Annotated in this window: 22 protein-coding genes, 1 pseudogene and 1 CRISPR repeat array; of the genes and pseudogenes, 6 read left to right on the forward strand and 17 right to left on the reverse strand. The window is 69.2% G+C overall.

Annotated elements, in window-relative coordinates:
* Positions 1-69: 69 nt before the first annotated feature.
* The 3 genes from AB2385_RS07070 to AB2385_RS07080 form a co-directional block, all read right to left on the reverse strand.
* Positions 70-249 carry an FmdB family zinc ribbon protein gene (locus tag AB2385_RS07070; RefSeq protein ID WP_367654249.1) on the reverse strand — a complete coding sequence of 60 codons (180 nt, stop codon included), beginning with the start codon at positions 247-249 and terminating at the stop codon, positions 70-72.
* A gap of 346 nt (positions 250-595) precedes the next feature.
* Entirely contained in the window at positions 596-793 is a 198-nt protein-coding gene (locus AB2385_RS07075) for a heavy-metal-associated domain-containing protein (protein ID WP_367654250.1), read from the reverse strand.
* A 227-nt stretch (positions 794-1020) separates the two neighbouring features.
* The gene (locus tag AB2385_RS07080; protein WP_367654251.1) at positions 1021-2145 is read right to left on the reverse strand and encodes a M24 family metallopeptidase; all 1125 of its coding nucleotides are present in this window, start codon (positions 2143-2145) and stop codon (positions 1021-1023) included.
* Between the two features lie 157 nt (positions 2146-2302).
* Here AB2385_RS07080 and AB2385_RS07085 point away from each other — a divergent pair, with 157 nt between their 5' ends.
* Positions 2303-3115: a Cof-type HAD-IIB family hydrolase gene (locus AB2385_RS07085; RefSeq protein WP_367654252.1), complete on the forward strand. Its 813-nt coding sequence runs from the start codon at positions 2303-2305 to the stop codon at positions 3113-3115.
* Between the two features lie 44 nt (positions 3116-3159).
* On the opposite strand, the gene AB2385_RS07090 is transcribed toward AB2385_RS07085, so the two are convergent.
* From AB2385_RS07090 to mqnE, 13 genes are all read right to left on the reverse strand, one after another.
* On the reverse strand, positions 3160-5469 hold the full coding sequence (locus AB2385_RS07090; RefSeq protein WP_367654253.1) for a methyl-accepting chemotaxis protein: 2310 nt from the start codon (positions 5467-5469) through the stop codon (positions 3160-3162).
* Between the two features lie 116 nt (positions 5470-5585).
* Entirely contained in the window at positions 5586-6680 is a 1095-nt protein-coding gene (locus AB2385_RS07095; RefSeq protein WP_367654254.1) for a DUF871 domain-containing protein, read from the reverse strand.
* A 37-nt stretch (positions 6681-6717) separates the two neighbouring features.
* A complete protein-coding gene (locus tag AB2385_RS07100; protein WP_367654255.1) occupies positions 6718-8079 on the reverse strand; it encodes a PTS transporter subunit EIIC in 1362 nt (453 codons plus the stop codon).
* Positions 8080-8365: 286 nt separating this feature from the next.
* A complete protein-coding gene (locus AB2385_RS07105; protein WP_367654256.1) occupies positions 8366-9085 on the reverse strand; it encodes an ABC transporter ATP-binding protein in 720 nt (239 codons plus the stop codon).
* On the reverse strand, positions 9082-9852 hold the full coding sequence (locus AB2385_RS07110; protein ID WP_367654257.1) for an ABC transporter ATP-binding protein: 771 nt from the start codon (positions 9850-9852) through the stop codon (positions 9082-9084). Before AB2385_RS07110 ends, AB2385_RS07105 begins: the two co-directional genes overlap by 4 nt.
* On the reverse strand, positions 9839-10876 hold the full coding sequence (locus tag AB2385_RS07115; RefSeq protein ID WP_367654258.1) for a branched-chain amino acid ABC transporter permease: 1038 nt from the start codon (positions 10874-10876) through the stop codon (positions 9839-9841). Before AB2385_RS07115 ends, AB2385_RS07110 begins: the two co-directional genes overlap by 14 nt.
* 14 nt (positions 10877-10890) lie before the next feature.
* Positions 10891-11778 carry a branched-chain amino acid ABC transporter permease gene (locus tag AB2385_RS07120; RefSeq protein WP_367654259.1) on the reverse strand — a complete coding sequence of 296 codons (888 nt, stop codon included), beginning with the start codon at positions 11776-11778 and terminating at the stop codon, positions 10891-10893.
* A gap of 80 nt (positions 11779-11858) precedes the next feature.
* Positions 11859-13076: an ABC transporter substrate-binding protein gene (locus tag AB2385_RS07125; protein WP_367654260.1), complete on the reverse strand. Its 1218-nt coding sequence runs from the start codon at positions 13074-13076 to the stop codon at positions 11859-11861.
* A 179-nt stretch (positions 13077-13255) separates the two neighbouring features.
* Positions 13256-13867: a hypothetical protein gene (locus AB2385_RS07130; RefSeq protein WP_367654261.1), complete on the reverse strand. Its 612-nt coding sequence runs from the start codon at positions 13865-13867 to the stop codon at positions 13256-13258.
* Complete coding sequence (locus AB2385_RS07135; RefSeq protein ID WP_367654262.1) at positions 13819-15357, reverse strand: ATP-binding protein; 1539 nt, start codon at positions 15355-15357, stop codon at positions 13819-13821. The genes AB2385_RS07130 and AB2385_RS07135 overlap by 49 nt, the downstream gene beginning before the upstream one ends.
* A gap of 96 nt (positions 15358-15453) precedes the next feature.
* Positions 15454-16428, reverse strand: a complete 975-nt coding sequence (locus tag AB2385_RS07140) for a menaquinone biosynthetic enzyme MqnA/MqnD family protein (RefSeq protein ID WP_367654263.1) — start codon at positions 16426-16428, stop codon at positions 15454-15456.
* Positions 16429-16443: 15 nt separating this feature from the next.
* Positions 16444-17628: a cyclic dehypoxanthinyl futalosine synthase gene (gene mqnC / locus AB2385_RS07145; RefSeq protein WP_367654273.1), complete on the reverse strand. Its 1185-nt coding sequence runs from the start codon at positions 17626-17628 to the stop codon at positions 16444-16446.
* 12 nt (positions 17629-17640) lie between these two features.
* On the reverse strand, positions 17641-19020 hold the full coding sequence (mqnE, locus tag AB2385_RS07150; RefSeq protein WP_367654264.1) for an aminofutalosine synthase MqnE: 1380 nt from the start codon (positions 19018-19020) through the stop codon (positions 17641-17643).
* 176 nt (positions 19021-19196) lie between these two features.
* Here mqnE and AB2385_RS07155 point away from each other — a divergent pair, with 176 nt between their 5' ends.
* From AB2385_RS07155 to AB2385_RS07175, 5 genes are all read left to right on the forward strand, one after another.
* Positions 19197-20246, forward strand: a complete 1050-nt coding sequence (locus tag AB2385_RS07155; RefSeq protein ID WP_367654265.1) for a s-methyl-5-thioribose-1-phosphate isomerase — start codon at positions 19197-19199, stop codon at positions 20244-20246.
* Positions 20247-20321: 75 nt separating this feature from the next.
* Positions 20322-21602 carry an NAD(P)/FAD-dependent oxidoreductase gene (locus tag AB2385_RS07160; RefSeq protein ID WP_367654266.1) on the forward strand — a complete coding sequence of 427 codons (1281 nt, stop codon included), beginning with the start codon at positions 20322-20324 and terminating at the stop codon, positions 21600-21602.
* A gap of 343 nt (positions 21603-21945) precedes the next feature.
* Positions 21946-22467, forward strand: coding sequence for a hypothetical protein (locus AB2385_RS07165; RefSeq protein ID WP_367654267.1), 522 nt, complete (start codon positions 21946-21948; stop codon positions 22465-22467).
* Positions 22468-22590: 123 nt separating this feature from the next.
* A complete protein-coding gene (locus AB2385_RS07170; protein WP_367654268.1) occupies positions 22591-23412 on the forward strand; it encodes an MTAP family purine nucleoside phosphorylase in 822 nt (273 codons plus the stop codon).
* Positions 23405-24184, forward strand: coding sequence for a hypothetical protein (locus tag AB2385_RS07175; protein WP_367654269.1), 780 nt, complete (start codon positions 23405-23407; stop codon positions 24182-24184). Before AB2385_RS07170 ends, AB2385_RS07175 begins: the two co-directional genes overlap by 8 nt.
* Before the next feature lie 14 nt (positions 24185-24198).
* Here AB2385_RS07175 and AB2385_RS07180 read toward each other — a convergent pair.
* Positions 24199-24690, reverse strand: a pseudogene (locus AB2385_RS07180) (transposase); the annotation flags it as partial.
* Between the two features lie 175 nt (positions 24691-24865).
* A CRISPR array of direct repeats spans positions 24866-26218; the repeat unit is 36 nt; unit sequence GCTTCAATAGAGCCACGGCTTTTCAGCCGTGGATAC.
* Positions 26219-26246: the final 28 nt, after the last annotated feature.

The raw sequence follows: 26246 nt of genomic DNA on the forward strand, positions 1-26246 counted from the left end.
GCCCGCACATGCGGGACAGCCACGTTCCTCAGTTCGACCGGGGCGCACGGCCCCTTACTCACAACCTGCTCAGGTGAAGCGTGCGGCCGGTGCGGCGGTGCCGCCGTTCACCTGCGCCGCGCAGGGCGAGACCAGAACCCGGGTGCTGCCCTTGCACTTCGGGCAGGTCACCTCGTCGCGCCGGCTGTAGGCCACCAGCTCCTCGAAGCGGTGGCCGCATTCCTTGCACTCGAAGCGATAGAACGGCACTCCTCCTCACCTCCGCTGACTACCGCTGCAGGATCGCCTGGATCAGCCACAGGGCCCCTACCAGGAGCCACACGAGCACCCCGGGTCAGACCGGAGGCAGGCCACGCCTGCCCTTCCGGGGGGCACCTCAGGTGCCACGGCTGCAGGTCTCCCCAGGCCTTGTCACCGCTGCATCCACCCCTTCGCTCCACTTATACCCCGTACGGTATTAGCGTAGCGGCTCTGCAGCGCCGTGTCAAGTTCCCGGGCCCAGGGCTCCCCCGCCGCTTCGGACGCGCCGGCGCAGCCGGGTGCAGAAACGGCCCGGCGGGTTGCCGCCGGGCCATATGCCGGATTGCTCCGGGCTCTACCGCGTCACCTCGACGACCTCGTACCCCTCTTCCTCGATGGCCGCCTTGACCGCGTCCAGGTTCACGTCGCCCTCGAACTTGGCCTCGCCGATCTTCACCTCGAGGTTCCGGATGCCCGGGACGGCCTCGAGGGCCTTCCGCACCGCCATGGCGCAGTGGTTGCAGCTCATGCCCGCAATCTTCACCGTCGTCATCGTTCACACGCTCCCCTCAAGCCTCTCTATAGTGCCCTTGCGCCACGCTCATCAACCCCGCGTGGGAGCTGACGGGACCAAGGGGGAAACCCCGGCCCCCGCAGGGCGCACCCGTGCCCTCCTTTGGAAACCCGGGCTGCAGGCACACCTTCGGATCGGCCGGATTACCCTAGTACCCCTACGGGGTATCGGTTCTGCGACCATCGTATACCCGGAAAACTCCGGCGTCAAGAGCCGCTTACCGAGAGCCTCTCCTTCGTCCAGCTGGTGAGCACCCGGCAGCCCGTCTCCGTGACCACCACGTCGTCCTCGATGCGCACCCCGCCGATTCCGGGCAGGTAGACGCCGGGTTCGATGGTCACGACATGGCCCGGCCGCAGGAGCTTCGGGTTCCCCGCCACCACGTAGGGCTCCTCGTGGATCTCGAGCCCCAGACCGTGGCCGGTGCGGTGGATGAAGTACTGGCCGTAGCCGGCCTCCTCGATCACCCGGCGGGCGGCGCGGTCGACCTCGCCCAGCGCCACCCCGGGCCGCACGGCCGCGATGGCGGCCTCGTTGGCGGCCCGCACCACGTCGTAGACCCGGGCCAGCTCCGCCGGCCACTCGCCGCAGCAGACGGTGCGGGTGATATCAGAGCGGTAGCCCCGGTAGAGCGCGCCGAAGTCCATGAGCACCACCTGCCCCGGCTCCAGCGCCCGGGCGCCGGTGGCGCCGTGGGGCAGCGCGGATGCGGGGCCGAAGAGCACATGCGTCTCGAAGGCCACCCCCTCGGCGCCGGCGGCGGCCATGGCGTCCTCCAGCACACGGGCGATCTCGCGCTCGGTCGCGCCGGGGCGGATGGCCTCCAGCGCCGCATCGAGGGCGGGGTTCAGCATGTCCGCCGCCCGCTGCAGCCGCGCGACTTCGGCCTCGTCCTTGCACTCGCGCAGGTCCGAGATTACGGGGCTCAGGTCCGGCATCCCGGGCAGCAGCGCCCCCGGCTCGACTGCGAGCGCACGGGCCAGCTGCGCCAGCTGCACCAGCGAGAACGTCTCGTGCTCCACTGCGAGGGCCCGCTCTGCGCCGGTCTGCCGCAGGAGCGCACCCAGGCGGGCATAGGGATCCTCGCCGTCAGCCCAGGTCACCAGCCGCACCCCGGTCGCCGCCCGGGCCCCTTCCGCCTCCAGCGCCGGCAGGAGCAGCACCGGCTCGCCCTCCACCGGGACGAGGAGCCCTGCAAACCGCTTGCTCGGGTTGGACCAGCCCGTCAGGTAGCGCAGGCTTGTGGGGGCCGTTACCAGCCCGACCGCGGCGCCCTGCTGCCGCAGGGCGGCCCGCACCGCTTCGAATCGCCGCGCGTCGCCACCGTTCACGATGATTGCCCTCCTTCGCACACATTCGCCCTGAGGGTTCTCCCCCGGCCGGCGCAGTTCCTCTCCGCCGAATGCGGCCCCGGCGCCGGAACCCGTTCCGGTTGACCACGGGTGGCAAACGTGGTTAGACTGAGGGGACGAGGGGGAGACAAAGCCCATGCGAAATTGTCGTATTCGTTTGCTGGCTCTGGATATGGACGGTACACTGCTGCGGTCGGATGGGTCGGTCTCACCGCGCAACCAGGCGGCCGTCGCAGCCTGCCTGGAACGGGACATCGTGGTGGTGCTCGCCTCAGGGCGGTTCTACCCGGCCATCGTCCCGTTTCTGGCCTACTGGCCCGGCCAGCCCCTCTGGGTGGCCGCCTGCAACGGTGCGCTGGTCTACGCACCCGGGCAGGCCTCCCCGTTCCTCGCCAGAACCGTAGACCTGGAAGTTGCGCGCGAGGTGGTCACCTGGGCGAGCGCGGAGGGCGTCTACGTAAAGACGTTCGTCGACGACGTGGCCCTGGTGAACTGGGAGACGGACGAGACCCGCGTTTTCCGGCAGCGCTTCCCCGGCCGCATCCGGGTTGAGCCCGACCTGGCCGCGGCAATCACCAACGGACCCGCAAAGATTATCCTGTTCGACGATCCGGCGGCCATACCGGCCCTGGAGCGGGAGGTGCACGCCCGGTGGGGCGGCCGGCTCGAGGTCACCGGCTCGGAGCCCGAGCTGCTGGAACTGACGGCGCCCGGCGCCACGAAGGGCGACGCGGTCCGGGAACTGGCGGCCCGGCTGGGCATTGACCGGAGCCAGGTGGCGGCCATCGGCAACGAGCGCAACGACCTGTCGATGATCACATGGGCGGGCCTCGGGGCCACGGTCGCCAGCGCCAATCCGGCGGTGTTGTCGGTGGTGCGCCGGGTAGTCGCCCACCACAATGCCGACGGCGTGGCCGAGTTCATCGAGAGCTTCCTCGCCTCTGCGTGAGGCCGAAAATCCAGCGGCGCAGCCGTTCTGGCTGCGCCGCATCGCTATTGCCCGCTCCGTCCGATGGACGATATGGCCTCGGCCAGGCTCGCCGAGACCTGCCCCAGGCGCGCGGCCATCTGCCGCAAGGCGTTCTCCGCGGTGACCACCTGTTCCATCTGGTCCCGGATGGAGGCGGACATCGCCGACACCTCGTGGATGCCGCGCGAGATCGACTCCACCGAGGCAAGGGCCCGCTCTGTGGAGGCCGCCATCTCCTCCGCGGCCGCTGTGTTCTCCTCCACCACGGCGGCCACCTGCTGCATGGCGCCGGCGATGCTGCTCACCCGCTCGACGTTGGCCTCGATGGCCTCGCGCACGATGCGGTCCACCGCGTCCGCCGCGGCCTGGCTGCTGGCCAGGATCTCGTCCAGGCTCTCCCGGGCCCGGCTTCCCGACGTTGCCCCTTCCTGCGCCAGTGCGCGGGTCTCGCGCATGGCCGCCACCGTCTGGTCGATGAGGCTGAGGGTGGTGCCGATGAGCTGCCCGATCTCCTGCGTGGAGTGCGCAGAGCGCTCCGCCAGGCGCCGCACCTCCTCGGCCACCACGGCGAACCCGCGGCCCCGGTCGCCGGCCCGGGCCGCCTCGATGGCGGCGTTCAGGGCCAGCAGATTCGTCTGGGCCGCGATCTCGCCGATGGTGGACGAGATCTCGCTGATCGACCGGGAGTGCTGGCCCAGCCGCTCCACCAGGACCACGGTGCGCTCCGCGTTCTCGGCGATCCGCTGGACGCCGTCCAGCGTGGCCCGCAGGGCCTCATCCCCCTCGCGCACCAGGCGGAACGTGCGCTCCGCCGCCTCCCGCGCCACCTCTCCCTGGCGCAGGCTCTCGGACTGGCTGCGGTTGATCTCGTCGGCCATCGTCGTCACGCGTCCGACGTGGTGGGACTGCTCTTCCGCGCCCTTGGCGATCTCCTCCGCCGCCTGGCTCAGGTCCGCCATGCCCTGCGCCACCTGGGTGGATTCGGCCTGGAGGTCAGAGGCCACGGCGGCGCTCTTCTCCGTGGTGGCGGCCACCTGCGCCGCGAGCTGCCCGGTCTCCTCCGCCGAGACCAGGAGCGCCGCACTCAGCTGAGCCACCTCCCGGGCCGCATCCACCACCTGCGCCGTGGCCTGCCGCACCCGTCCGAGCAACCCGTTCAGGCTCTCGGCCATGCGGCCCACCTCGTCGCGCACGGGCGCGGCGAAGGTGGTGGTGAGGTCGCCCGCGTCCAGCATGGCGGCGAAGTGCAGGAGCGGCCGGCTGATCGTGCGCCGGGCCAGCCCCCACGGCAGCAACGCGCCCAGGGGCAGCGCGGCAATCCCCAGGGAAATGCCGATGGCGGTCGTCCGCCGGAAGACCCCCGCCACCTGCGCGAAGTGCGCCTCGGGGATGCCCACGTACGGGGCGGCGATCACCTGCCCGCGGTAGTCGGTGAGGGGCGTGTAGATGGTCTTCTGCCACTCGTTCACCACCTGCGCCCGGCCCTCGTACGCCTCACCGCGGCGGATGTGCGCCATGACCGCGTCGGAGTAGATGGTGCCCACCGCCCGCTCTTCCGAGCCGGGGAGGCGGACGTTGGTGGTGACGCGGATGCCATCCAGCGCGATGGTGGCGGTGAGCGGCGTGCCGTCCGGCGAGCGCGCCTGCACCTCGTCCACGATGGCGGGATCATTGTTCAGAATGTCGGCCAGCAGCACGACCCCCACGACGCGGCCGTCCGGCGCGTGGATCGGTGCTGCGGCCGCCAGGGCGAGCGCGTCTGCAAGCTCGGTGCCCGCCAGGTCATGGGTGGCTCCCTGCGTCTCCAGGACGGCGATCGCCACCTGCTGCCGCACCTCGTCCCGCTCCCGGGCGAGGTCCCGGGCGTCCACCCGTACGGCCGAGGCCCGGGCGGCGCCGTCCCCGAGCACCGCCTCCACCAGCCCGCCGTACGACACCCGGTCGCCGGCGGAGGCGCCGAAGCGGTACCGGGTCTGCCCGCTCTCGTCCACGACCAGGATGACGTCCGCCTGTCCCTGCATCGACCGGCCGAGCTGCTCCAGGGTACCGGCCGCGGCGCTCGCTCCGGAGGCGACGTCCGCAACGTCTCCGCTTGCGGCCAGCGCCAGCGCCGCCGCCCGGAGGGCCTGAAGGCGGGACTCGATCACGGCGTGGTGGACCTCGATCGCAAGCTGCAGTGTGGTGCGCGCCTGGCGCTCGATGTCGCGCGTCACGGCTTCCCGAAGGTACGTGCTGGTGACCAGAAGACCGGCCGCCGGCAGGGCCACCGCCAGCAGGGTGCTCAAGACCACCCGGCGGGTAAGGGAGGCATGGCCAACGCGTTTCGCCTTCATGACGCACGTCAGTCCTTTCCCGCACAGCGTTTAAGTATTGGTCTTTATCTTACGACGACCTCATACATCACTCCTCTATAATCCTGTAATAGTAACATTCGTACTTCGATTGGGAGCTAGACCGACGTGCGAAACACAAACGACTGGCCCGGGCCGATGAGGGGCAGCAGGGGAATGTCCTCGGGGACGACGTGGGCCACCACGTTGACCCTGGGGTCGGCGGGCAGGTCCACCAGCGCCACCTGCAGTTCGCCGGAGTAGCGCAGGTAGCCCTGGTTGTCGATGGTGACGGCCCCGACGGGGCGGGCGACCGTGTTGAAAGGGGCGATGGCCGGACCCTGCGCCGCGTAGGCGCGGGAGGCGGTGGAGCGCAGGACCGCCGCGGCGGCGTCCGGCCGGTTCTGATGGGGCCGGTCCAGCAGGATCGAACGCTGGAAGTCGTCAAGCCCCGGGACCAGCCGTACCCGCAGCAGCCGGCCCTCGGCCGCCACCACCTCGCCGACGCGCGCCAGCTCCTCCGGCGTCGCCCAGGGGTCGCCGAAGAGCACGGCGTCGACCACTCCCGTGCCCAGCAGTTCGGCAGCGGCGCGCCCCGGCTCGGCATATCGGTGCTCCTCCAGCGTGGGCAGCCCGGCGCCGATCGGGCCGCGCTTCGCGCGGGTCCCCGCAATGAAGGCGGCCACCCGCAGCCCGTACTGCTTGAAGTAGCGAGAGGAGCGGAGCAGCGACTCCCGGGAGAGGCCGGTCTCGGGGCGGGGGTAGTAGTTGTGACAGGCCTCCAGCCGCTCGGGGTTGGCCCCGGCGGCCATTACCCGCGCCAGGAACTCGGGGTCGGCCGTCGAGGCGTTGAGCACGATCCGCAGCCCCTCCGGGTTCCGGGTGAACGCCGCGATGGTCTCGGGCTCGAAGCCGTAGTCCAGCCGGAGGCCGGCCAGCCCCAGCCGCCTGAGGGGGGAGAGATCCTCCGGCCTGGCACCCAGCTCCGCCAGGGCACGGGGGGCGATGTCGGCCACCACCGCCAGCCCCCGCCGCCCGGCCTCCGCCGTCAGGTCGCCCAGCTGGGCCGCGGCCTCCCTCAGCGGCACCTCGGGGATGTGCAGCGACGTGAACACCTCCCGGGCGCCGCGGGCCGCCGCCTCGTCCAGGTAGCCGGGAAGGCGCGCCGGAACGTCCGGTCCGCCCAGGTAGACGGAAACACCCCAGTCAGCCATAGGACCGCTCCTCTCACTGAACCTCGCCGGGGGCGGGTCAGTCCCCGAAGTTGAACGCCTCGGCCTCCGACATGCGCGACTCGTCGAACCCCAGCAGCCACGTGGCGATGAAGCCGGCGATGTACGAGACGATGATGCCGAGGAAGTACATGCCCACCTTGTCCACCAGCAGCGCCAGCAGCACGCCCGAGACGCCCATCGCCAGCGCACCCACGCCCGCCGTGGCGATCACGGCACCGCCGAACGCCGCCCCGATGCAGGCACCGATGAAGGGGCGGAAGAGCGGCAGGGTAACGCCGTAGATCAGCGGCTCGCCGATGCCCAGGATGCCCACGGGCAAGGCGGCGAGGATGACCCGCTTCAGGTCGGCATCCCGAGTTTTGAAATACACCGCCAGTGCGGCGCCCACCTGCCCCGCACCGGCCATGGCCAGGATCGGCAGGAGCGGAGTCTTGCCGAGGCTCTCGATCAGCTGCACGTGGATCGGGGTGAGCCCCTGGTGGATGCCCAGCATCACCAGCGGCAGGAACGTGCCGGCCAGCAGGAAGCCGGCCACCGGTCCGCCCACGTTGATGAGCCAGGTGGCGGCGTTGGTAATCCAGGTGGAGAGCGCGCCGCCCACGGGCTGGAGGACGAAGACGACGATCAGGCCGCCGACGAGCAGCGTGAGGAAGGGCGTGACGATGATATTGATGGTCTCGGGCATCACCCGCTGGATCTGCCGGTAGAGCCAGCCCAGGAAGGCGCCGGCAATCAGGGCGCCGATCAGGCCGCCTCGGCCGGGCACCATGTTCAGGGCCGTCAGGGCTGCGCCGCTGCCGCCACCCAGGAGGATGGCCCCGCCCACGGCACCGATGACCGGCGGGCCGCCCCACTCGCGGGCGGCGTTCTGCCCCACCAGGATGGACAGGAGCCCGAGGAAGGTGCCGCCCAGCAAGTTGAGGATCGCGATGACGCTGTAGCCTGCGATGGTGGTCTCGGCCGTAATGATGTTGGCCTTCTGGAGCACGTTGTTCAGCGCGGTCATCATGCCTACGGCGATGATGCCGGGAATCAGGGGCACGAACACGTTGGCGATCTTGCGCAGCAAGTCCTTGGAGCCCATGCGCGCCGACTCGACCGGCACGGGAGGGGCGGCGCGCACCGCCATGCCGGTGGCTCCGGCGGCGGCCTCGGCCACCTTCTGGGCGAGCCCGGGCCCCAGGATGATCTGGATCTGGCCGCCGGTCTGCACCACGCCCTTCACCCCCTCCACCTTCTTCAAGGCCTTCTGATCGGCCTTGGAGAGGTCGCGGGGATCGACCCGCAGGCGGGTCATGCAGCACTCCATGGCGGCGATGTTCTCCCGGCCGCCCAGCTTCTCCACCAGTTCCCTCGCGATTTTCTCTTCGCGGCTCACAGTTTCTCCTCCTGTGCAGGAAATGAGAACGGGACGAGCCAGTGGCTCGTCCCGCTAGTTTCTCCAATCTGCGGCCAGACCTGACATCTTCTTGGCCGGGGCAGGGCGGCTCGCCGCCGCTGGCGCAGACCGGCGGTATGCTCCTCGTCGGCCGGGCGTGCTCGCTCCGCTGCGCTCGCCCCGGCCTTCTGCGGACGCGCCTTCCTCTCCGCTGCCCCGGGCCGCTCACCGATAGCGTCGGCGCCCCGTCCAGCCGGAATCGGAACTCCTGGTGCACCAGCGGTGTTCAGCCGGCCTGGACCGAGCCGCCCAAGTAGGCCTCCCGCACGGCCGGATGCGACTGCAATTCCGCCGCCGGCCCGGAGAGGACGACACGCCCCGTCTCCAGCACGTAGGCCCGGTGGGCGATGGAGAGCGCCATTGCGGCGTTCTGCTCCACCAGCAGGATGGTCGTGCCCCGCTGGTTCAACTCCGCGATGATGCGGAAGATCTCCTGCACCAGCCGCGGCGCCAGTCCCATGGAGGGTTCGTCCAGGAGCAGCAGCTTCGGCCGCAGCATGAGCGCCCGGCCCAGGGCCAGCATCTGCTGCTCGCCGCCCGAGAGGGTCGACGCCCGCTGGTTCTCCCGCTCTTTCAGGCGGGGGAACCGCTCGTAGACCTCGGCCAGACTCTTCCGGAAGTCGGCGGGGCTCACCAGGTAAGCCCCCAGCTCCAGGTTCTCCCGGACCGACATGTCGGCGAAGACCCGCCGCCCTTCCGGCACGTGACCGATGCCCATGGCGACGATCTTGTGAGCGGGGGTCCGGGTGATGTCGGTGCCCTGAAAGCGGATGGTGCCGCTCCGGGGACGCACGAGCCCCGAGATCGCCCGCAGCGTGGTCGACTTGCCGGCGCCGTTGGCGCCGATCAGGGTGACGATCTCGCCCTCGTTCACCTCGAGGGAGACGCCGTGCAGGGCCTGAATATTGCCGTAGGAGACCTGAAGATCCTCCACCTGCAGGATCATGCGCCCACCGCCTTTCCGAGGTAGGCCTCCAGCACCCGGGGGTTGCGCTGGATCTCCGCCGGCGTCCCCGTGGCGATGATCTGGCCGAAGTCGAGCACCACCAGCCGCTCGCAGAGGTTCATCACGAGGCCCATCTGGTGCTCGATGAGCAGCACCGTGAGGTCGAAATCCTGCTTCACCGAGCGGATCAGTTCCACCAGCTGGCCCACTTCGGAGGGGTTCATGCCCGCGGCGGGCTCGTCCAGAAGAAGCAGCTTCGGCCGGGTGGCCAGCGCCCGGGCGATCTCCAGCCGGCGCTGGGCACCGTAGGGCAGCGAGCCTGCCTTCTCGTTGCGCCGGTCGGCGAGGTTCATCCGCTCTAGCAGCCCCTCGGCCTCCTCCTGCATGGCCCGCTCCTGCCGCACAAACCGGGGCGTGCGAAGGAACGCATCCAGCAGGCCGTAGCCACAGCGGGGATGCATCACCGCCATGACGTTCTCGAGCACGGTCATTTCCTTGAAGAGCCGGATGTTCTGGAAGGTGCGGGCGATGCCCATCTGCGTGATCTGGTAGGGCTTGTACGCGTTCAGCACGCGCCCCTCCAGCACCACGTCGCCGTGGGTGGGCGGGAAGACGCCGGTGATCACGTTGAACACGGTGGTCTTTCCGGCGCCGTTGGGGCCGATCAGCCCCACCAGCTCGCCCTTCTCCAGGGTCAGGTCGAAGTCCACCAGGGCCCGGAGGCCGCCGAAGTGGCGGGAGACGTTACGACATTCAAGCAGCGCCACGGGCGCTCCCTCCTTTCGGACGGCGCTGGAGGAGCCGGTCAATGCTGAACTCCCAGCCGCCCATCAGCCCCTGCGGGCGCAAGATCATGAGTACGATGAGGGCGAGAGCGTAAACCACGCCGCGCCACTCCAGGAACTGCTGGCCCAGCACGCCCCGCAGCGCCTCCTGCAGGAAGACCACGCCGATGCCGGCCACCACCGTGCCCGTCAGGCTGCCGAGGCCGCCCAGCACCACGATGAGCAGCACGTCAAACGACTTAAGGAACTCGAAGCTGCTGGGATGGAGGAAGGTGTAGAGGTGGGCGTAGAGGCCGCCCCCCAGCCCCGCCATGCCGCAGCCCAGGGTGAACGCCAGCATCTTGTACCGGGTGGTGTCGATGCCCATGATGTCTGCGGCGATCTCGTCCTCCCGCACGGTAATGCAGGCCCGCCCGTGGCTGGAGTTCACCAGGTTCCGGGCGATGAGGAGCACCGCGACCGCGAGCCAGAAGACCCAGGCGAAGGTGGTGAGCCGGGGGATGCCCAGCATGCCCATGGAGCCGCCCAGCGTCTTGGAAAGCTTGTCGCTGTTGTCCAGCAGCACCTTCACGATCACGCCGAAGCCCAGCGTCGCGATGCCCAGGTAGTCTGACCGCAGGCGGAGGATGGGCAGGCCCACCAGGAAGCCGATCACCGCGGCCGCCAGGGCGCCGGCGGCCAGCCCGAGGGCGAAGTTGACCGTGGTGGCGCCGTAGGTCTTGGTGATGAAGGCGGCCACGTAGGCGCCGATGCCGTAGAACGCGGCGTGGCCCAGCGAGAACTGGCCGGCGAAGCCGTAGATCAGGCTGAGGCCGGTGGCGGAGATCGTGGTGATCAGGGCCAGGTCCATGATGAGGCCCCAGTAGGGCGTGATCACACCCTGCTGCCTGAGCAGGGAGAGCACCACGTAGAGGCCGACGATCACGAGGGCGGAGATGACGGCATTCCGTGGAATGGTGACGGTGAACTTCTTCTCCGGAACGGTGACGGTGTACTTCTTCTCCACGGGCTCCACCCCCCCTACACCTTCTCCGGACCGGCCTTGCCCAACAGGCCGGCCGGACGCACCAGCAGCACGAGGATCAGCAAGGCGAAGGCGACGGCGTCCTTGAAGTCGGTGGTGAGGTAGGCCGCAGTCAGCACCTCAGCCTGTCCCATCAGCACCGCCCCGAGCAGGGCACCGGGGATGGAACCGATGCCCCCGAGCACCGCCGCGGTAAAGGCCTTCAGACCCGGCATGATGCCCATGTAAGGCCAGATCTGCGGGTAGGCCGCCGCCAGCAGGGCGCCGGCTGCAGCCGCCAGGGCCGAGCCGACGGCGAAGGTGAAGGCGATCACCTGGTTCACGTTGATTCCCATCAGCCGTGCGGCATCCATGTCCAGCGACACGGCCCGCATCGCCTTGCCGATCTTCGTGCGGTAGACCACCAGCTGCAGGATCGCCACCAGCAGGAGCGTGCTCACGATGATCAGCACCTGGATGCTGGTGACGGTCACCCCGGCCAGTTTCCACTGGATGTGCGGGATCACCTCCGGGAACTGGCGATGGTCCGGGCCGAATGCGATGTGCAGGCTGGCGAAGTTCTCGAGAAACAAGGAGACGCCGATCGCGGTGATGAGGGCCGCGATGCGGGGCGCCCCCTTCTCGCGCAGGGGCCGGTAGGCCAGCCGCTCGATGATCACGCCCAGCACCGCACAGGCGACCATAGCGGCCAGGATGGCGACGGGCCAGGGGATGCCCCGGACCAGCCCGAAGAAGGTGACAAAGGCGCCCACCATGATGACGTCTCCGTGGGCGAAGTTGATCAACTTGATGATGCCGTAGACCATGGTGTAGCCCACTGCGATCAGGGCGTAGACAAAGCCGAGTTGGAGGCCATTGACCACCTGCTCAAGTAACTGGCCCATCAGGCCCGCCTCCTTATGAATGCGGATGAGCCAGGGCCAGGCCGACCACGGCCAGGCCCTGGCGCCATATCGTTTACCTACTACGGGTTGACGATCGTAACGAACTCGTAGGTCCCGTCGGCCCGGACCTTCAGGATCGTCGCAGGCTTGATCGGGTTGCCGTTCTCGTCGAAGGAGAGCGAGCCGCCGACCGCCTGGAAGTCCTTGATGTCCTGAATGGCCTGCCGGATCTGGTCGGTGTCGTCGGTGTTGGCCACGCGGATGGCCTCGAGGAGGATGTTGGTGGCGTCGTAGGTCAGCGCGGCGAAGGAGTCAGGCCTGTGGCCGAACTTGGCCTCGAACTCCTGCACGAACTTCTGCACCGCCGGGCTGGGATCGTCAGAGGAGTAGTGGGCGGTGAAGTAGTTGCCCTCCAGCGTGGCGAAGTCCAGTTCCGTGGAGTCCCAGCCGTCGCCGCCGAGCATCGGCACGTTCAGGCCCTTCTCCTTGGCGGCACGGGCCAGCAGGGAGACCTTGTTGTAGTAGTCGGGCAGGTAGAGCATCTCGGGCTGCTGCGCCGCAACGTTGGTCATGACGGCCGAGAAGTCCGTGTCGCCCTCGGCGTATGCCTGCTCGGCGACGATCTGGCCGCCGCCGGCCTGAAACTCGGCCTTGAACGCCTCGGTGAGGCCCACGGTGTACGGATTGCCCCGGTCATAGAAGACCGCCGCCGTCTTCACGCCCAGGTTCTCCAGGGCGAACCGGGCCGCGACCTTCCCCTGGAACGGGTCGATGAAGCAGGCCCGGAAGATGAAGGGCTTCCGCGTGCCGTCGTCGTTCACGGTGACACCTGCGGCCGTCGCCGTGCCGGTGATCATCGGGATCTTGTTGTCATTGGCCACCTGGCTCACGGGGATGGTGACGTTCGAGGTGACGGAGCCGATGATGGCCTTCACGCCGTCCTGGGTGACCATGCGGGTGGCGATGTTGATGCCCTCGGTGGCGTCGCCTTTGTCATCGCCCGAGACGTACTCGATCCGGTAGTCCCCGGCCTTGTAGCCGGCCTGCTCCAGGGCGAGTTCGAAGCCCTTCTGGCTCGATTCGCCGAAGGTCTTCACGTCGCCGGTCAGCGGGGCGATCAGGCCAATCTTGATGACCTTCTCACCCGAACCGCCGCCGGAACCGGGGTCGGAACCGGCGCTGGAGTTCGGGGCCGGGCTGGTGCTCGGACCGGTGTTGGTGTTCTGCGTACTCGTCCCACCACACGCGGCGAGCACGAACACGGAAGCTGCCAGGAGCCCTGCCAATACGCGCTTCATGTTGACCCCCCTCATGTTCCTGAATACCCCTTTGTCTGGTATGTTCGGGGTATCCCCGATATTGGGTAGTGTATATTCTCTGAGAGATCAAAAAGTCCTCTTGGCGCGCCCAAGGGATTTTTTGGTTAGCAGCGAGTTGCTGCATGAACGCGCTAGAGCGGTGCAGGGTGTGGCGCTCCTCAGTCAGGTGCCGCCCGCAACAGCTCCTGCGCCAGCCGGTGGACCGCCAGGCGCAGGTGGCGGTAATACGTCGGAACGGAGAGGTGCAGTTGCTCCGCCGTCCGCTCGTGGCTGCCCCGCTTCTCCAGGAAGGCGAGGCGCAGGATCTGCCCGTCGCGGCGTTCCGCCTCGCTGCCGGCCTCCAGGCGCTCCACCACCCGGCGGATCCGTTCCTGCACCTGCGCGGTGAGGGCGCCGGCCTCCTGCTCCCCTCCCTCCCCCACGAGGAAGCGGAGCGGCTCCACCAGATCGGGGCGGGCGTAGAGGCGGTCGAAGTGGCGCAGGGCCTTGCGGAGACTCCGGACCAGCGTCTCCGGCACCTGCCCTGGCCCCGGGCTCGCCCGCGGCTCCACCGGCCGTTCCGTCGCCGGCCCGGTGCCTCGGGACGGCGGCGACCCGGCCCCGCGCAGCAGGCGGAGGACCTTGGCGTGGAGGGGCTCCGTTTGCAGGTCCAGCACGTAGCCGCGGTAGACGGTCCCGTCTGCACACGGTGCGTCCAGCCAGGGCGCCCGCTCGAACCCGATCAGCCGGAAGAACCCGTCCCAGCGCGTCTCCTCCACCTGGCCCAGCACGAGGCCCCCCTGGGGAGCAGGCGCAGGAGGTCCCGGGCCATCAGGGACTCCAGCCCGCCGGCCGTGCGCGGGTCGTAGCCGGCCACCCCCAGGTAGTACTGCTCCTTCCCGGGTGCGTAGCACTGCGCCGCCCGTGCGGCGACCGGGTGGCAGGCCAGCACCGGCACCGTCCGGTCCGTCAGCGGAACCACCGCGCAGAAGGCCATGAGCCGGCCTCCCTTCCGCAGGGCGCCGAACGACTCCGGCGTCAGCGCCAGAAGGGGCCGGATCAGGCCGAGCATGCCCCCTCTGTCCGCCGGCCGGCCCGAGGCCCGGAGATACCGCCGGTACAGCTGCTCCACCGCGTCCGCATCCTGCGCCGAGAGGCTCTGCACCTCCAGGTCGTCCTCATGCCAGAACAGGAGGTCGTGCATGAAGTCGCTGCCCGAAAGGTAGAGCTGGTCGAAGAGCCACTCGGACTCCCGGCCGTACCCGCCGGAGCGGCGGCCGTCGACGGCCTTCATGGCGCGTTCCCTTAACCGCGCGTAGGTCCCGGGCCTGCGGGCCTTCACGTCCGCCAGCACCCACTGGCGCACCGAGTCGTGCAGCATCCAGTACTCGCCGCAGCCGGTGATGAACGGCAGGCCGCAGAGCGCCCGGAACCGGTCGGCCGGTACCGGCTCGCCCAGCGCCGCCTCCAGGAGCTCCTGGTCGAAGCGGCGCAGCACTGCCGCCGCCTCGATGCAGCGGTGCAGCAGCGGATCGGAGACGTCGGCGAGGACGGCGCCCAGGAGCTGCTGCACCAGCGCCCGCACCTGGCTCCGTGCGCCGTCCAGCCGCCCGTGGCGGAGGATGAGCGGCCCGGCGAGCGAGAGCGCCAGCGGGTGTCCCCCGGAAATGCGCCTGAGGTCGTCCAGGGCGCCGTCCGGGATGCCCAGGCGCCGGCCGTATTCGTCGACCTCGCACGGAGCGAGCGGCGGCAGCTCCAGGTGACGGACCAGCAGGTTCCACCCCCCGGCCTGCCACGGGCCCAGCAACCGCTGGCGCCCCGCGGTACAGACGCGCACCCGGTAGTCCAGGGCCGGGAGCCACTCGTCCCGGAGCCAGTCCTCCACGAAGTTCCACTTTTCAAAGGTATCGAGCGCCAGGAGGATGCCGCCCTGGGCCGCCGCGTAGGCGTTGAGCGCTGCGGTGACCTCCCTGGCCGAACTGCCCGTCCCGTCGGCGGCCATGGCCCCTCGGGCGACGAGTTCCTGCCGCACCCGCGCCAGCACGTCCTCCGGCCTGGCGAAGCCCCAGCTGCCGTCCACCAAGATCGCCCGTGCGCGGCCGATCCGCTCGGCCACCAGCCGCAACAGGGTGCTCTTGCCGATGCCGCCCGGGCCATGAACGTGCAGAAGGTGCCAGTTCTCCCCCGGGCGCCTGACGAGGTCCTGGAGCAGGTCCAGCTCCCGCGCCCGGCCGACGAACAGGCTGCGCTGACGCTCCAGTAGCAGCTCCTGAATGCGCATGGTTCTTTCCTCCGCGGCCCGGGCTACCCGTGGGATCGCGCACTGCCAGTTTGTCGCCAGTGTACCATCCTGACCGGCGAAATGGGAAGGGTTTACTTAATCCTCGCCCCAGACGCGCAGGGGCGGCACCTCCCCGAGTTCGCCGAGTCGGCGGGCGCGCTCATAGAAGGCCACCAGCCCGCGGCGGTAACGGGGCCCGAACTCGTGCCGGATCAGGTCAAAGTAGTCGTCCACCACCTCCGGCGGAAGCCCCCTGCGGGCCACCCCCTCCGCCACCATCTCCGGGCGGTGGTCCCAGGAGTACTCCTGAGAGGCATGGAACACCCGCGTGACCAGGCGCAGGGCGGCCGGATCGGCCTCCGCCAGCTCCCGCCTCGCCACCCAGAGTGCGTAGACCATGGGGTGGCCGGTGAAGGCCTTCCACTCCACTCCCAGGTCCACGTGCGGAATCTCCGGGTGGGTGTGCGCCGCCAGCAGGGCGTCGTCGCCGATCAGCAGGGCCGCGTCGTGTTCCGCCAGCATCGCCTCCAGGTCCGGCGGCACCACCCGGTAGACCGGCCGCACGCCGTAGCGCAGCTCCAGGATGATGCGGGTAAGCACCACCGAGGTGGCCGAGGCGGCGGTGAGCGCCACGGGACGGCCATCCAGCTCCTCCAGCGGCCGCCGGTGGAAGAGCAAAATGGACGCGACCCGGCCGTCGGCGCTGATGGCGAGGCCGGGGATGATCACGCACTCACCGGCGTGGCGGGCGTACTCGATGCTGGAGATGGGAGTCACGTCCAGCCGCCCGTGCAGAAACGCCCGGTTGAGCACGGCCGGCGGCCCCTTCTCCACCGTCACGTCCAGCCGGACCGCCCCCTGCTCGATGCCGAAGTAGACCGGCAGGCAGTTGAGGTAGTCGATGCAGCCGATCCGGATCGCCGGGGCCGGAGCGGCCACGGCGACGCCGGGGGCAGACGGGGCTGCGGGCACCGTGCGGGTAGCGCCGGTTGCAGAGGCGGCCCCGTCTCCGGGAGCCGTGGGGGTCCCGGGGCGCGCCGGGGTAACGGTCTTGCGGAACGGATCACCCATGCTGCTTCGCTCCCCTCAGTAGACCTCCAGGATCTCGTAGAACGTGTTCCGCTTGGCCGGGATCTTGCCGGCGTCGCGGATGAGCCGGATCGCGTCGGCGGGCGTGGCGTGGAAGACGGTGCCCGCCGCGGCCACCACGTTCTCCTCCATCATCGTGCCGCCGAAGTCGTTGCAGCCGCAGCTCAGGCTGATCTGGCCGATGCGCACGCCCTGGGTCACCCACGAGGCCTGGATGTTCGGGATGTTGTCCAGGAAGATCCGGGCCACCGCCAGCGTGCGCAGATATTCGTAGCTGGAGGTGGTCACCCCGCTGTGCAGCCCCTCCGCCACCAGGGGGGTGTTGCCGGGCTGGAAGGTCCAGCAGATGAAGGACCAGAACACACCCTGGCCGTGCCGCTCGGCGGTGCGGTCCTGGACCTCCCGGAGCCGGAGGAGGTGCTCCACCCGCTCCTCCAGGGTCTCCACGTGGCCGAACATCATGGTGGACGAGCCCCGCAGCCCCGCGTCGGCGATGATCTCGTAGGTGGCCAGCCAGTCGCGCGCCGAGTCTTTGAGGGGAGCGATGATGCGGCGGGGCCGGTCGGCCAGCACCTCGCCGCCGGCGCCGGGCACCGAGTCGAGCCCGGCCTCCTTCAGCCGCTCCACCACCTCCCGCACCGGCATCTTGTACGCCCGGGCAAAGTGGCGGATCTCGGAGACGGAGAAGGAGTGGATGGCGATCTGGGGGTAGTGCCGCTTGATCAGCCGGCACATCTCCGTGTAGTACGCAAAGGGCAGTTTCGGGTGGTGGCCGCCCTGGATCAGCACCTGCGTGCCGCCACTCGCGGCCAGCTCCCCCACCTTCTGCAAGATCTCCTCGTGGCTCAGCACCCAGGCGTCGGGATCCTTCTCGTGCCGGTAGAAGGCGCAGAACTTGCAGTCGGTGACGCAGACGTTGGTGTAGTTGATGTTCCGGTCCACCACGAAGGTCACGATGCCCTCGGGGTGGAGCCGCCTGGTGATCTCGCCGGCCACCAGGCCGAGGGAGCCCAGGTCGCCCTCCCGCATCAGCACGCAGCCCTCCTCGTAGCTGATCCGGTGGCCGTCCAGGGCCTTGTGCAGGATGCGCTCCACTGCCGGGGTGGGCTCGGGTCGCGCCAGGGCGGCGTGGATCTGTTCCACCTCGTCTTGCGCCCGCTCGGCCCGCGCCGACCGTTCCATCTGCTGCACGCTTCACGCCCTCCCTTCCGCCGCCGGTTCTCCGCCGGGGGCCACCGTCCGCTCAACCCCGCCGCACGCCCCGGCCGGGGCCCCCGACTCCCGGTGCGCGCCGGTCCACCACTGTTCCGGGTCCGCCAGGAACTGCACCGGCACCGGGCCCCTGCGTCCGCCGGGGTGGAACCGGCCCGCGGCGATCGTCTGCTCGGCCGGGGAGAGGTGCACGGTCTCGGCGGTGTAGCCGTGGATGGCCCCGACCGCCACCAGGGCTGGGTCGGGCTCGGGCGGGTACTCCCGGATTACCTCGTACAGGGTGTTCCGCTCGGCGGGGATGCGCCCGGCCTCCCAGATCATCCGCAGCAGCTGCTGCAGCTCGGTGTACTGGGCGGTCTGCGCCCCGGCCATGTGGTAGATCCGCTCCTCTCGCACGGTGCCGTCGATGTCGTTGGCGCCGAAGTGGAGCGCCACCTGCGTGATGGCCGGCGAGCTGGCGATCCAGTAGCTCTTGATGTGGGGGAAGTTATCCAGCATGAGCCGGCCCACGGCGATCACCCGCAGGTCGTCGTAACCCGTGGGGCCCGGCAGGTGCGCCAGCCCCGTATTCTCCGGGTGGAACCGGAGCGGGATGAACGCCTGGAAGCCGCCGCTCCGGTCCTGTTGCTCCCGCAGCCGGATCAGGTGGTCCACCCGCTCCTCGGGGGTCTCGATGGTTCCGTAGAGCATGGTGGCGTTGGACTTCAGCCCCAGCCGGTGCGCGGTGTCGTGGACGTGGAGCCACTCCTCCGCCGTCTCCTTCGGCTTGCAGATCGCCTCCCGCACCCGGGGGGCGAAGATCTCCGCCCCGCCGCCGGGCAGGGAGCCCAGCCCCGCCTCCTTCAGTTCCAGCAGCACCTGCTCCAGCGAGAGGCCGGAGATGCGGGTGAAGTGGATCAGTTCGATCGCCGTGAAACACTTCAGGTGCACGTCGGGGCAGGCCGCCTTCACGGCCCGGAGCATCGCCGGGTACCACTCCCAGGGGAGGTCGGGGTGCAGGCCGCCGACCATGTGCAGCTCCGTCGCCCCTTGCGCCACGGCCGCCCGGGCCTTGGCCACGATCTCGTCGATGGACAGGGTGAACGCCCGGGGGCTGCGCCGGCTCTGGCCGAAGGCGCAGAACTTGCAGTGGATGGCACACACGTTGGAGTAGTTGATGTGGGCGTTGTTGTTGAAGTAGACCTGGTCGCCCACCCGCAGCCGCCGGGCCAGGTTGGCCAACTGCCCGACGGCAAACAGGTTCGGGTGGGTCATCAGGGTCACGCCGTCGTCGAAGGAGAGCCGCTCACCGGCCACCACCTTGCGGTAGATGGGGGCCAGGCGGGCGTCGAGGGTCCGCTCCAGAAGGGTGCTCACGCCCATGTGTCCGCTCCTTCCGCTCGAATGTCGTCGGAGACGCTGCCTCTACTGTAACGAGACCGGGGCGGCGGTGGGGGCCCGTGGAGGGGCAATGTCCGTTTTGTGACACTTGTCGACCGGACCGGCGCCCTGCGCTGCGGCATGATGGGAAGGAGACAGAACCCAGGGGAGGAAAGGCCGTGAACGGACCGAAGCTGCCGCTGCTGACCAACCGGGCCGACACGCTGAAGTACGAGGACGGGGTGGTGCGGATCCTCGACCGGCGCCGGCTGCCGGAGGAGATCGTCTTCGTGGACTGCCGGGACTACCGGGAGGTGGCCCGGGCCATCGTGGACATGGTGATCCAGGGGGCGCCGCCCCTCGCCTACGCCGCCGGTTACGGCCTGGCCCTGGCCTGCCGCCAGAGCCGGGATCTCCCCGCGCCGGAGCGCCGCCGGGCCCTGGAGCAGGCCCACCGGGAGCTGCGGGCCACCCGGCCCACGGGGGCCGACATCTTCCCGCTGCTGGACCGGGCCCTGGCCCTGGCGCTGGCCGCCCTCGAAGAGGGGCGCGACCCGGAGGCGGCGGTGAGGGAGTTCGTGGACGGGCAGATCCGGGCCGGCGACCGGGCCGCCCGGCTGTGCGGCTCCCATGCCGCCGGCCTGCTGGAGGACGGCGACCGGATCCTCACCCACTGCTTCGCGGGGGCGGCGCTGAACTACATGCTGTACTTCGCCCTGGAGGCCGGGAAGCGGATCGAGCTGTTTGCCACCGAAACCCGCCCCTACCTGCAGGGGGCCCGGCTCACCGCCGCCCAGGCCCGGGAGATCGGCGTGCCGGTCACCCTGGTGACCGACAACATGCCGGGGTACCTGTTCTACCGGGGGATGATCACCAAGTACGTGACCGCGGCCGACTCCATCGCCCTGGACGGCCACGTGTCCAACAAGATCGGCACCTTCCAGTACGCGGTGCTGGCGCACCACTTCGGCGTGCCCTTCATCGTGCTGGGCTACGATGGCCCCGACCGCGACCGGGCCACCGCGGCGGACATCCCCATCGAGGAGCGGGACCCGGAGGAGGTCTTCTATTGCCGCGGCGTGCGCACCGCCGCGGAGGGGATCCGGGGGTACTACCCGGCCTTTGACATCACGCCGCCGCAGTACGTGAGCGTGATCGCCACGGACCGGGGGCTGTTCACGCCCTGGAACATCCGGGACTATTTCAAGGCGCCGCCGCCGGGGGAGTGACCCGGCGGGCGGAGTTCCTGGAGCCCGCATCTGGCGGTGACCGCCGAGGCGGCCTGGAAGGGTGGCCTGGAGCCCATGACGGATGCCGACGTGATCGTGGTAGGAGGCGGCCCCGCGGGGATGATGGCGGCCGCGGCCGCCGCCGGGGCCGGTGCCCGGGTGCTGTTGCTGGAAAAAGGCGACCGGCTGGGCCGCAAGCTGATCATCTCCGGCGGCGGCCGCTGCAACGTGACCAATCGCAAGCCGGTGCCGGATCTGATCCGGCACATCCCCGGCAACGGCCGGTTCCTGTACAGCGCCCTGTCGCAGTTCGGCAGCGAGGAGATCATTCGCTTCTTTGAGGAACTGGGCGTTCGGCTCAAGGAAGAGGACGACGGCCGGATGTTTCCCGCGACCGACCGGGCGGTCACGGTGGCCGGTGCCCTGGTGAAGCACCTGCGGGATCTGGGCGTGCAGATCCGGCCCCGGGCGCCGGTGGAGCGCCTTCTGCTGGACGATCGCCGCTGCACCGGCGTGGTGCTGCAGGGCGGGGAGAGCCTGCGGGCCCCCGCCGTGGTGGTGGCCACCGGGGGCAAGTCGGTCCCCCGCACCGGCTCCACCGGCGATGGATACGAGTGGGCCCGGGCGGCCGGCCACACCGTCACGCCCCTTTACCCCACCGCGGTGCCGCTGGTGCTGGGCGATCCCGTCATCGCGGGCCGGTCGCTCCAGGGCATCTCCCTGCGGGACGTGACCCTGACGCTGCACGACCCCCGGGGCAAGCGGCTCACCACCGAGCGGGGGGACATCGTCTTCACCCACTTCGGCGTTTCGGGTCCCTGTGCGCTGCGGGTGAGCCACTACGTCTCGGTGGCCCGCAGGAAGCTGGGGGACGTTCCGCTGCGCCTGGACATCGACCTGTTCCCGGACCGGAGCCAGGAGGACCTGATGCGGGAGATCGGCAGCCAGGCGGCGGCGGAGCCCAGGAAGACCGTGAAGACGGTGCTCAGGCGCCTGCTGCCGGACCGGATGGTGCCCCTGGTCTTGGAGAGGTCCGGGGTTTCCGGGGAGACCACCGGCGCGCACCTGCCGAAGGCCGGGCTGGCCGCCCTGGTGCGGCTTCTGAAGGCGCTGCCGTTTACCGTCACGGGCACCCGGCCCCTGGAGGAGACCTTCGTCACCGGAGGCGGCGTGAGCATCCGGGAGATCGACCCCCGGACCATGGCGTCCCGGCTGATGGAGGGGCTCTTCTTCGCCGGCGAGGTGATGGACGTGCACGGCCACACGGGGGGATACAACATCACCATCGCCTTTTCCACGGGGTACGCCGCCGGCACCGCCGCTGCGCGCCTGGCCCTGGGAAGGTCCGGCGAATAGGGTGCGGCGGCGTGGCGGTGGGAACCTTTTCCTCGGGACGGAACCGGGTGCGGGGCGGCTGCGTCCAACAGGCGCACACGGCATCAAGGAGGCACTTTCCGTGAAAGCAATGTTCCGCTGGACCGCAGCTTCCCTCGGACTTCTGGTCCTGGGTGCGGCTCTGATCGCTGGCTGCAGCGCCCGAACGCAGCCACCCGTCCCCTCCGGTTCCGACGCAAACGGCCCAACGTCCGCAGGCAGTGCCGCACCGGGGGCATCTCGGGAGCAGGAGCAACCTGTGCCGGAGGCGTCCCGAGAGCAAGAGCCCACCGCGCCGGGGACATCCCGAGAGCAGGAGCCCGCCGTGCCAGAGGCATCCCGAGAGCAGGAGCCGGCCGTGCCGGCGGCGGACGAGATCTGCCTGAAGCCGGAAAACGCCTCCGGCATTACGTTTGACCTGTACAAGCCCCAGGGGGACAGCACCTTCCGGGCGGAGGCCGGTTGGACGATTGCCGCCCCGGCCATCCCGCTGCTGGGCGCTGTCCGCTTCCCGGCAGCGGTGGACCGGGAAAGCGTGACCATTCGCCTGACCCCTGACGAAGGTTGGGAAGCCCGGCCGGTCCAGGGCGAAGGGCTACCGGACACCATGGTGCTGTTTCAGTTCACGCCTGCGCAGAGCGACCCGACTGAGGCCATACCCTGGGGCAGACCCGGATGGCTCACCCTCACCGTGGAGGGCGCCAGGACGCCGGATGGGCAGCCGCTGCAGACCGGGGCGGTCAGCCTGCGGATCTATGCCTACAGCAGGGAGATGCAGGACTCCCACCCGTACCTGGTGCAGTGCTATAGCAGCCTGGGAGTGGCCCCGCCCGGGGAAGGGCTGTGAGGTCGTTGCAGAACGCGACAAAGGACCCGCCGGAGGGGACGGCGGGTCTTTCCGTAGCCTCACTCTTTGGTATAGTGAAGAGGACAAGCGCTAACGGACGATCCGCGATGCGAGGGAGAGCCGATGACAGAACCCAGACAGCCGGCTTCGGTCGACACGGTGATCATCGGCGGGACGGCCGCCTATCACCTGGCGTTCGACCCGGGCTGGACGGAGCGGATGGTGGAGACCCCCTTCGGCCCCGCCGGCCCGTTCCGCATCTTTGCGGTGGCGGGGCGGCCGGTCGCCTTCCTCAGCCGGCACGGGGGCGAGGGGCGGCTGGGGGTGACGCCGCCCTTCATCAACTACCGGGCCAACGTTTGGGCGGCCCGCGCCCTGGGCGCCCGCCGGATCCTGAGCTGGAACAGCGCCGGGTCGCTCGTCCGCTCGCTGCCCCCGGGGAGCCTGGCGGTGGTGTCGGACCTGATCGACTGGACCCGCCGGCGGCCGGACAGCTTCGGGGCGGCGGCGCGGGATCCGGCGGTGCGCGACACGGTGGTGCGCCATCCGGCACCGCCCGCCGGACATGCCACCGGACCCGCATGCGCCGAGCTGTTCGACCCGGACCTGCGCGCCCGGCTGGTGCGGGCGGCGGCGGCCTGCGGCCACCGGGCCGCGCCCGGGGCGGTCTACGCCGCCACCGAGGGCGCCCGGCTGGAGACCCGGGCGGAGATCGCCCTGCTCGCCCAGGCGGGGGCCGAGCTGGTGGGCATGACCCTCGCACCGGAGGTCTTCCTGGCCCGGGAGCTGGGGATGGCGTACGGGTCGATCTGCTGGGTGTCCAATTACGCGACGGGCGTGCCCTTCGACGGGCCGGAGCAGCGGCTCTTCGGCCCGGAGGTGGGGCAGCTGATGTTCCGGATCATACGCCGGCTGCTGGAGGAGGAGGCGACGGAGAATGCGTGAGGTGCTGTTCATTCTGCCGGAGGCAATGGCCGCCGGGGCAGGTTCACCTGGGGCTGGGCACCCCGGGCTCCGGCACCCCGGGACCGGGGTTCCGGAGACCGCGTATTCCGGGACCGGTGCCTTCGACCGGCTGATCCTGCACGAGACGCCCTACGGGAAGGTGGAACAGCGGGGCCCCGCGCTCGTCCGGACGGCGGGAACCGACCCCCGGGCCCTGATCTACGCAGCCAAGACGGCCGGCGCGTCCGCCGTTCTGGCCGCGGCGCGGGTCGAACCGGTCAGCCCCCTCCTGGAGCCGGGCGACCTGGTCGTCCCGGTGGACGTGATCGACCTCACCCGCCTGCTCCCCCCGACCTTCTTCGTGGGGAAGGGCTACGGGTTCATCCGGCTCGACCCGCCGTTCTGCCCGGAGCTGTCGGCGGCCTTGTATGCCACGGCGCGCGAAAAGACCCCCCGGGCGTTCCGGGGGGCGACGTACGTGGGGCTGGACGGATCCCGGGAGGCGACGCCGGCCGAGCGGCGGATGTACCGCACCTGGGGCGCGGACGTCGTCGGTTCCGGGCTGGTGCCGGAGGCGTTTCTCGCCCGGGAGCTGGAGCTGTGCTACGCCGCGCTGACGGTGGTCAGGGAGGCGCAGGCAGACGTACTGGCTGTTCTGGAGCGGGCCGCGCAGCTGGCCCCGGTCCGGCGAAGCTGCAGCTGCGGGCGGGCGATGGCCGGCGCCCGGGCGCAGGGGCTGATTGGCGAGGACTGGCGGGAGTGGATGGACTGAGCAAGGATCGACTTCGCATCCAGCCAGACGTAGGGGTAACGGCCCTCCAACGGTCGATTACGGAAAGCCTGAACCACCTCATCCAACTCGGCGCACAGCAGCGAAACCTGGCTTCTGCTTACACCCGTCATGCCCAAGGCTTGTACGAGGTCATCGACCTTGCGTGTACTCACCCCGTTCACGTAAGCCTCCAGAACCACCGCCACTAAAGCCTTTTCTGCCCGCCGGCGCGGTTCCAGGAAGCTGGGCATGTACGATCCCTTTCGGAGCTTTGGGATCTGCAGGTCAATCGTCCCAACCCGCGTATCCCACTGCCGCTCACGATAGCCGTTGCGGTAGGTGCTGCGCTCGCCCGATCGCTCGTACCGGTCCGCGCCGATCCGCTGAGAGACCTCCAGCTCCATGAGACCCTGGGCGAGCACCCGCAACCCTTCCCGAAGGAAGTCGAAGTCATCCACACCGGTCTTGCGCAGAAGCTCCTCCAATGCGATCCTAAAGGTGGTCACCTGCGGGATCCTCCTTTGCGATGTACTGGTCCTACTTCGCATGGAACCCAAAGGTGACCACTTATGTCAAGTGATCCCTGCACCCCCTTAGATGGTTGCCGGAGATGACCATCTAGTCGGGGTGCTTTTTACACCACTACTGTGGACTGTAGCCCGTGCCGCGGGGCGGGAAATCGCTTCAATAGAGCCACGGCTTTTCAGCCGTGGATACTCGACGTTGCGGAGCGCCAGGGCGCCGGCGTCGTCGTAGCTTCAATAGAGCCACGGCTTTTCAGCCGTGGATACCTACTGGCCGTGGGACGAGGAGTGGTACAAGCCCAAGGCTTCAATAGAGCCACGGCTTTTCAGCCGTGGATACGTTCTGGTGATTCATGTGGAGCCAAACACCAGGACACAGGGCTTCAATAGAGCCACGGCTTTTCAGCCGTGGATACACGGCTCCTCGCAGGTGTTTGCCTACGACTCCTCGCGCTTCAATAGAGCCACGGCTTTTCAGCCGTGGATACGGCACGATCCCACGCCCTCCTCGGTGTACAGCACAATGCTTCAATAGAGCCACGGCTTTTCAGCCGTGGATACCTGGCTGACAGCGCCCAGGTTGTCGGCTTGTTTGGTGCTTCAATTGAGCCACGGCTTTTCAGCCGTGGATACGTCCTGCTGACGGGTAAAGCGGTACGTCTCGGAGTTGTGCTTCAATAGAGCCACGGCTTTTCAGCCGTGGATACCCAGTTTCGCCCCGCTCCAGGGAATCGACTGCTCCAACGCTTCAATAGAGCCACGGCTTTTCAGCCGTGGATACAGTAGGAATGGGACATGGTGGTGCTGGACGAGTCGTAGCTTCAATTGAGCCACGGCTTTTCAGCCGTGGATACTCGCGCCTTCGGCAGTGTCTTCCGGTATCTCCGCAGCGCTTCAATTGAGCCACGGCTTTTCAGCCGTGGATACTGGGCAGGGTGCCTGAGTACCCCCTCGTCAACGCACAGCTTCAACTGAGCCACGGCTTTTCAGCCGTGGATACCATGCGGGCCAAGACCGAGTACGTCATGGAAACCAACGCTTCAATTGAGCCACGGCTTTTCAGCCGTGGATACTCCGATGAGGATGAGGAGTATGAGGCGAGGCTGGTGTCGCTTCAATTGAGCCACGGCTTTTCAGCCGTGGATACGCTATATGCCGTCGGCCTTCCAGGTGCGCGCAGCCGGCTTGCTTCAATTGAGCCACGGCTTTTCAGCCGTGGATACGTCGACCAGGAGCATCCGGCGGAACGTGCTCATGTGCTTCAATTGAGCCACGGCTTTTCAGCCGTGGATACTCTACGCCTGGGCGGCAGAGCAACTCTTCCCCGAGGTGCTTCAATAGAGCCACGGCTTTTCAGCCGTGGATACGTCCGACCCTGGGCCACCACCACGCCCAGCGCCTGGCTTCAATAGAGCCACGGCTTTTCAGCCGTGGATACGGCATTCTTCGTCTCCAGGACTGGGACGTGAAGGCGGCTTCAATAGAGCCACGGCTTTTCAGCCGTGGATACAGCGCCTGCCTGGAGCCCTTGTGCCACA

It is taken from the genome of Symbiobacterium sp. (genome assembly GCF_040797425.1).
In the GTDB taxonomy this organism is placed as follows: domain Bacteria; phylum Bacillota; class Sulfobacillia; order Symbiobacteriales; family Symbiobacteriaceae; genus Symbiobacterium.

Coding starts and splice junctions, on each gene's coding strand:
- AB2385_RS07170 (WP_367654268.1), top strand. CDS start 22,591: ATGACAGAACCCAGACAGCCGGCTTCGGTCGACACGGTGATCATCGGC.
- AB2385_RS07125 (WP_367654260.1), bottom strand. CDS start 13,076: ATGAAGCGCGTATTGGCAGGGCTCCTGGCAGCTTCCGTGTTCGTGCTC.
- mqnE (WP_367654264.1), bottom strand. CDS start 19,020: ATGGGCGTGAGCACCCTTCTGGAGCGGACCCTCGACGCCCGCCTGGCC.
- mqnC (WP_367654273.1), bottom strand. CDS start 17,628: ATGGAACGGTCGGCGCGGGCCGAGCGGGCGCAAGACGAGGTGGAACAG.
- AB2385_RS07140 (WP_367654263.1), bottom strand. CDS start 16,428: ATGGGTGATCCGTTCCGCAAGACCGTTACCCCGGCGCGCCCCGGGACC.
- AB2385_RS07105 (WP_367654256.1), bottom strand. CDS start 9,085: ATGATCCTGCAGGTGGAGGATCTTCAGGTCTCCTACGGCAATATTCAG.
- AB2385_RS07135 (WP_367654262.1), bottom strand. CDS start 15,357: ATGCGCATTCAGGAGCTGCTACTGGAGCGTCAGCGCAGCCTGTTCGTC.
- AB2385_RS07090 (WP_367654253.1), bottom strand. CDS start 5,469: ATGAAGGCGAAACGCGTTGGCCATGCCTCCCTTACCCGCCGGGTGGTC.
- AB2385_RS07085 (WP_367654252.1), top strand. CDS start 2,303: ATGCGAAATTGTCGTATTCGTTTGCTGGCTCTGGATATGGACGGTACA.
- AB2385_RS07175 (WP_367654269.1), top strand. CDS start 23,405: ATGCGTGAGGTGCTGTTCATTCTGCCGGAGGCAATGGCCGCCGGGGCA.
- AB2385_RS07095 (WP_367654254.1), bottom strand. CDS start 6,680: ATGGCTGACTGGGGTGTTTCCGTCTACCTGGGCGGACCGGACGTTCCG.
- AB2385_RS07075 (WP_367654250.1), bottom strand. CDS start 793: ATGACGACGGTGAAGATTGCGGGCATGAGCTGCAACCACTGCGCCATG.
- AB2385_RS07120 (WP_367654259.1), bottom strand. CDS start 11,778: ATGGGCCAGTTACTTGAGCAGGTGGTCAATGGCCTCCAACTCGGCTTT.
- AB2385_RS07160 (WP_367654266.1), top strand. CDS start 20,322: ATGACGGATGCCGACGTGATCGTGGTAGGAGGCGGCCCCGCGGGGATG.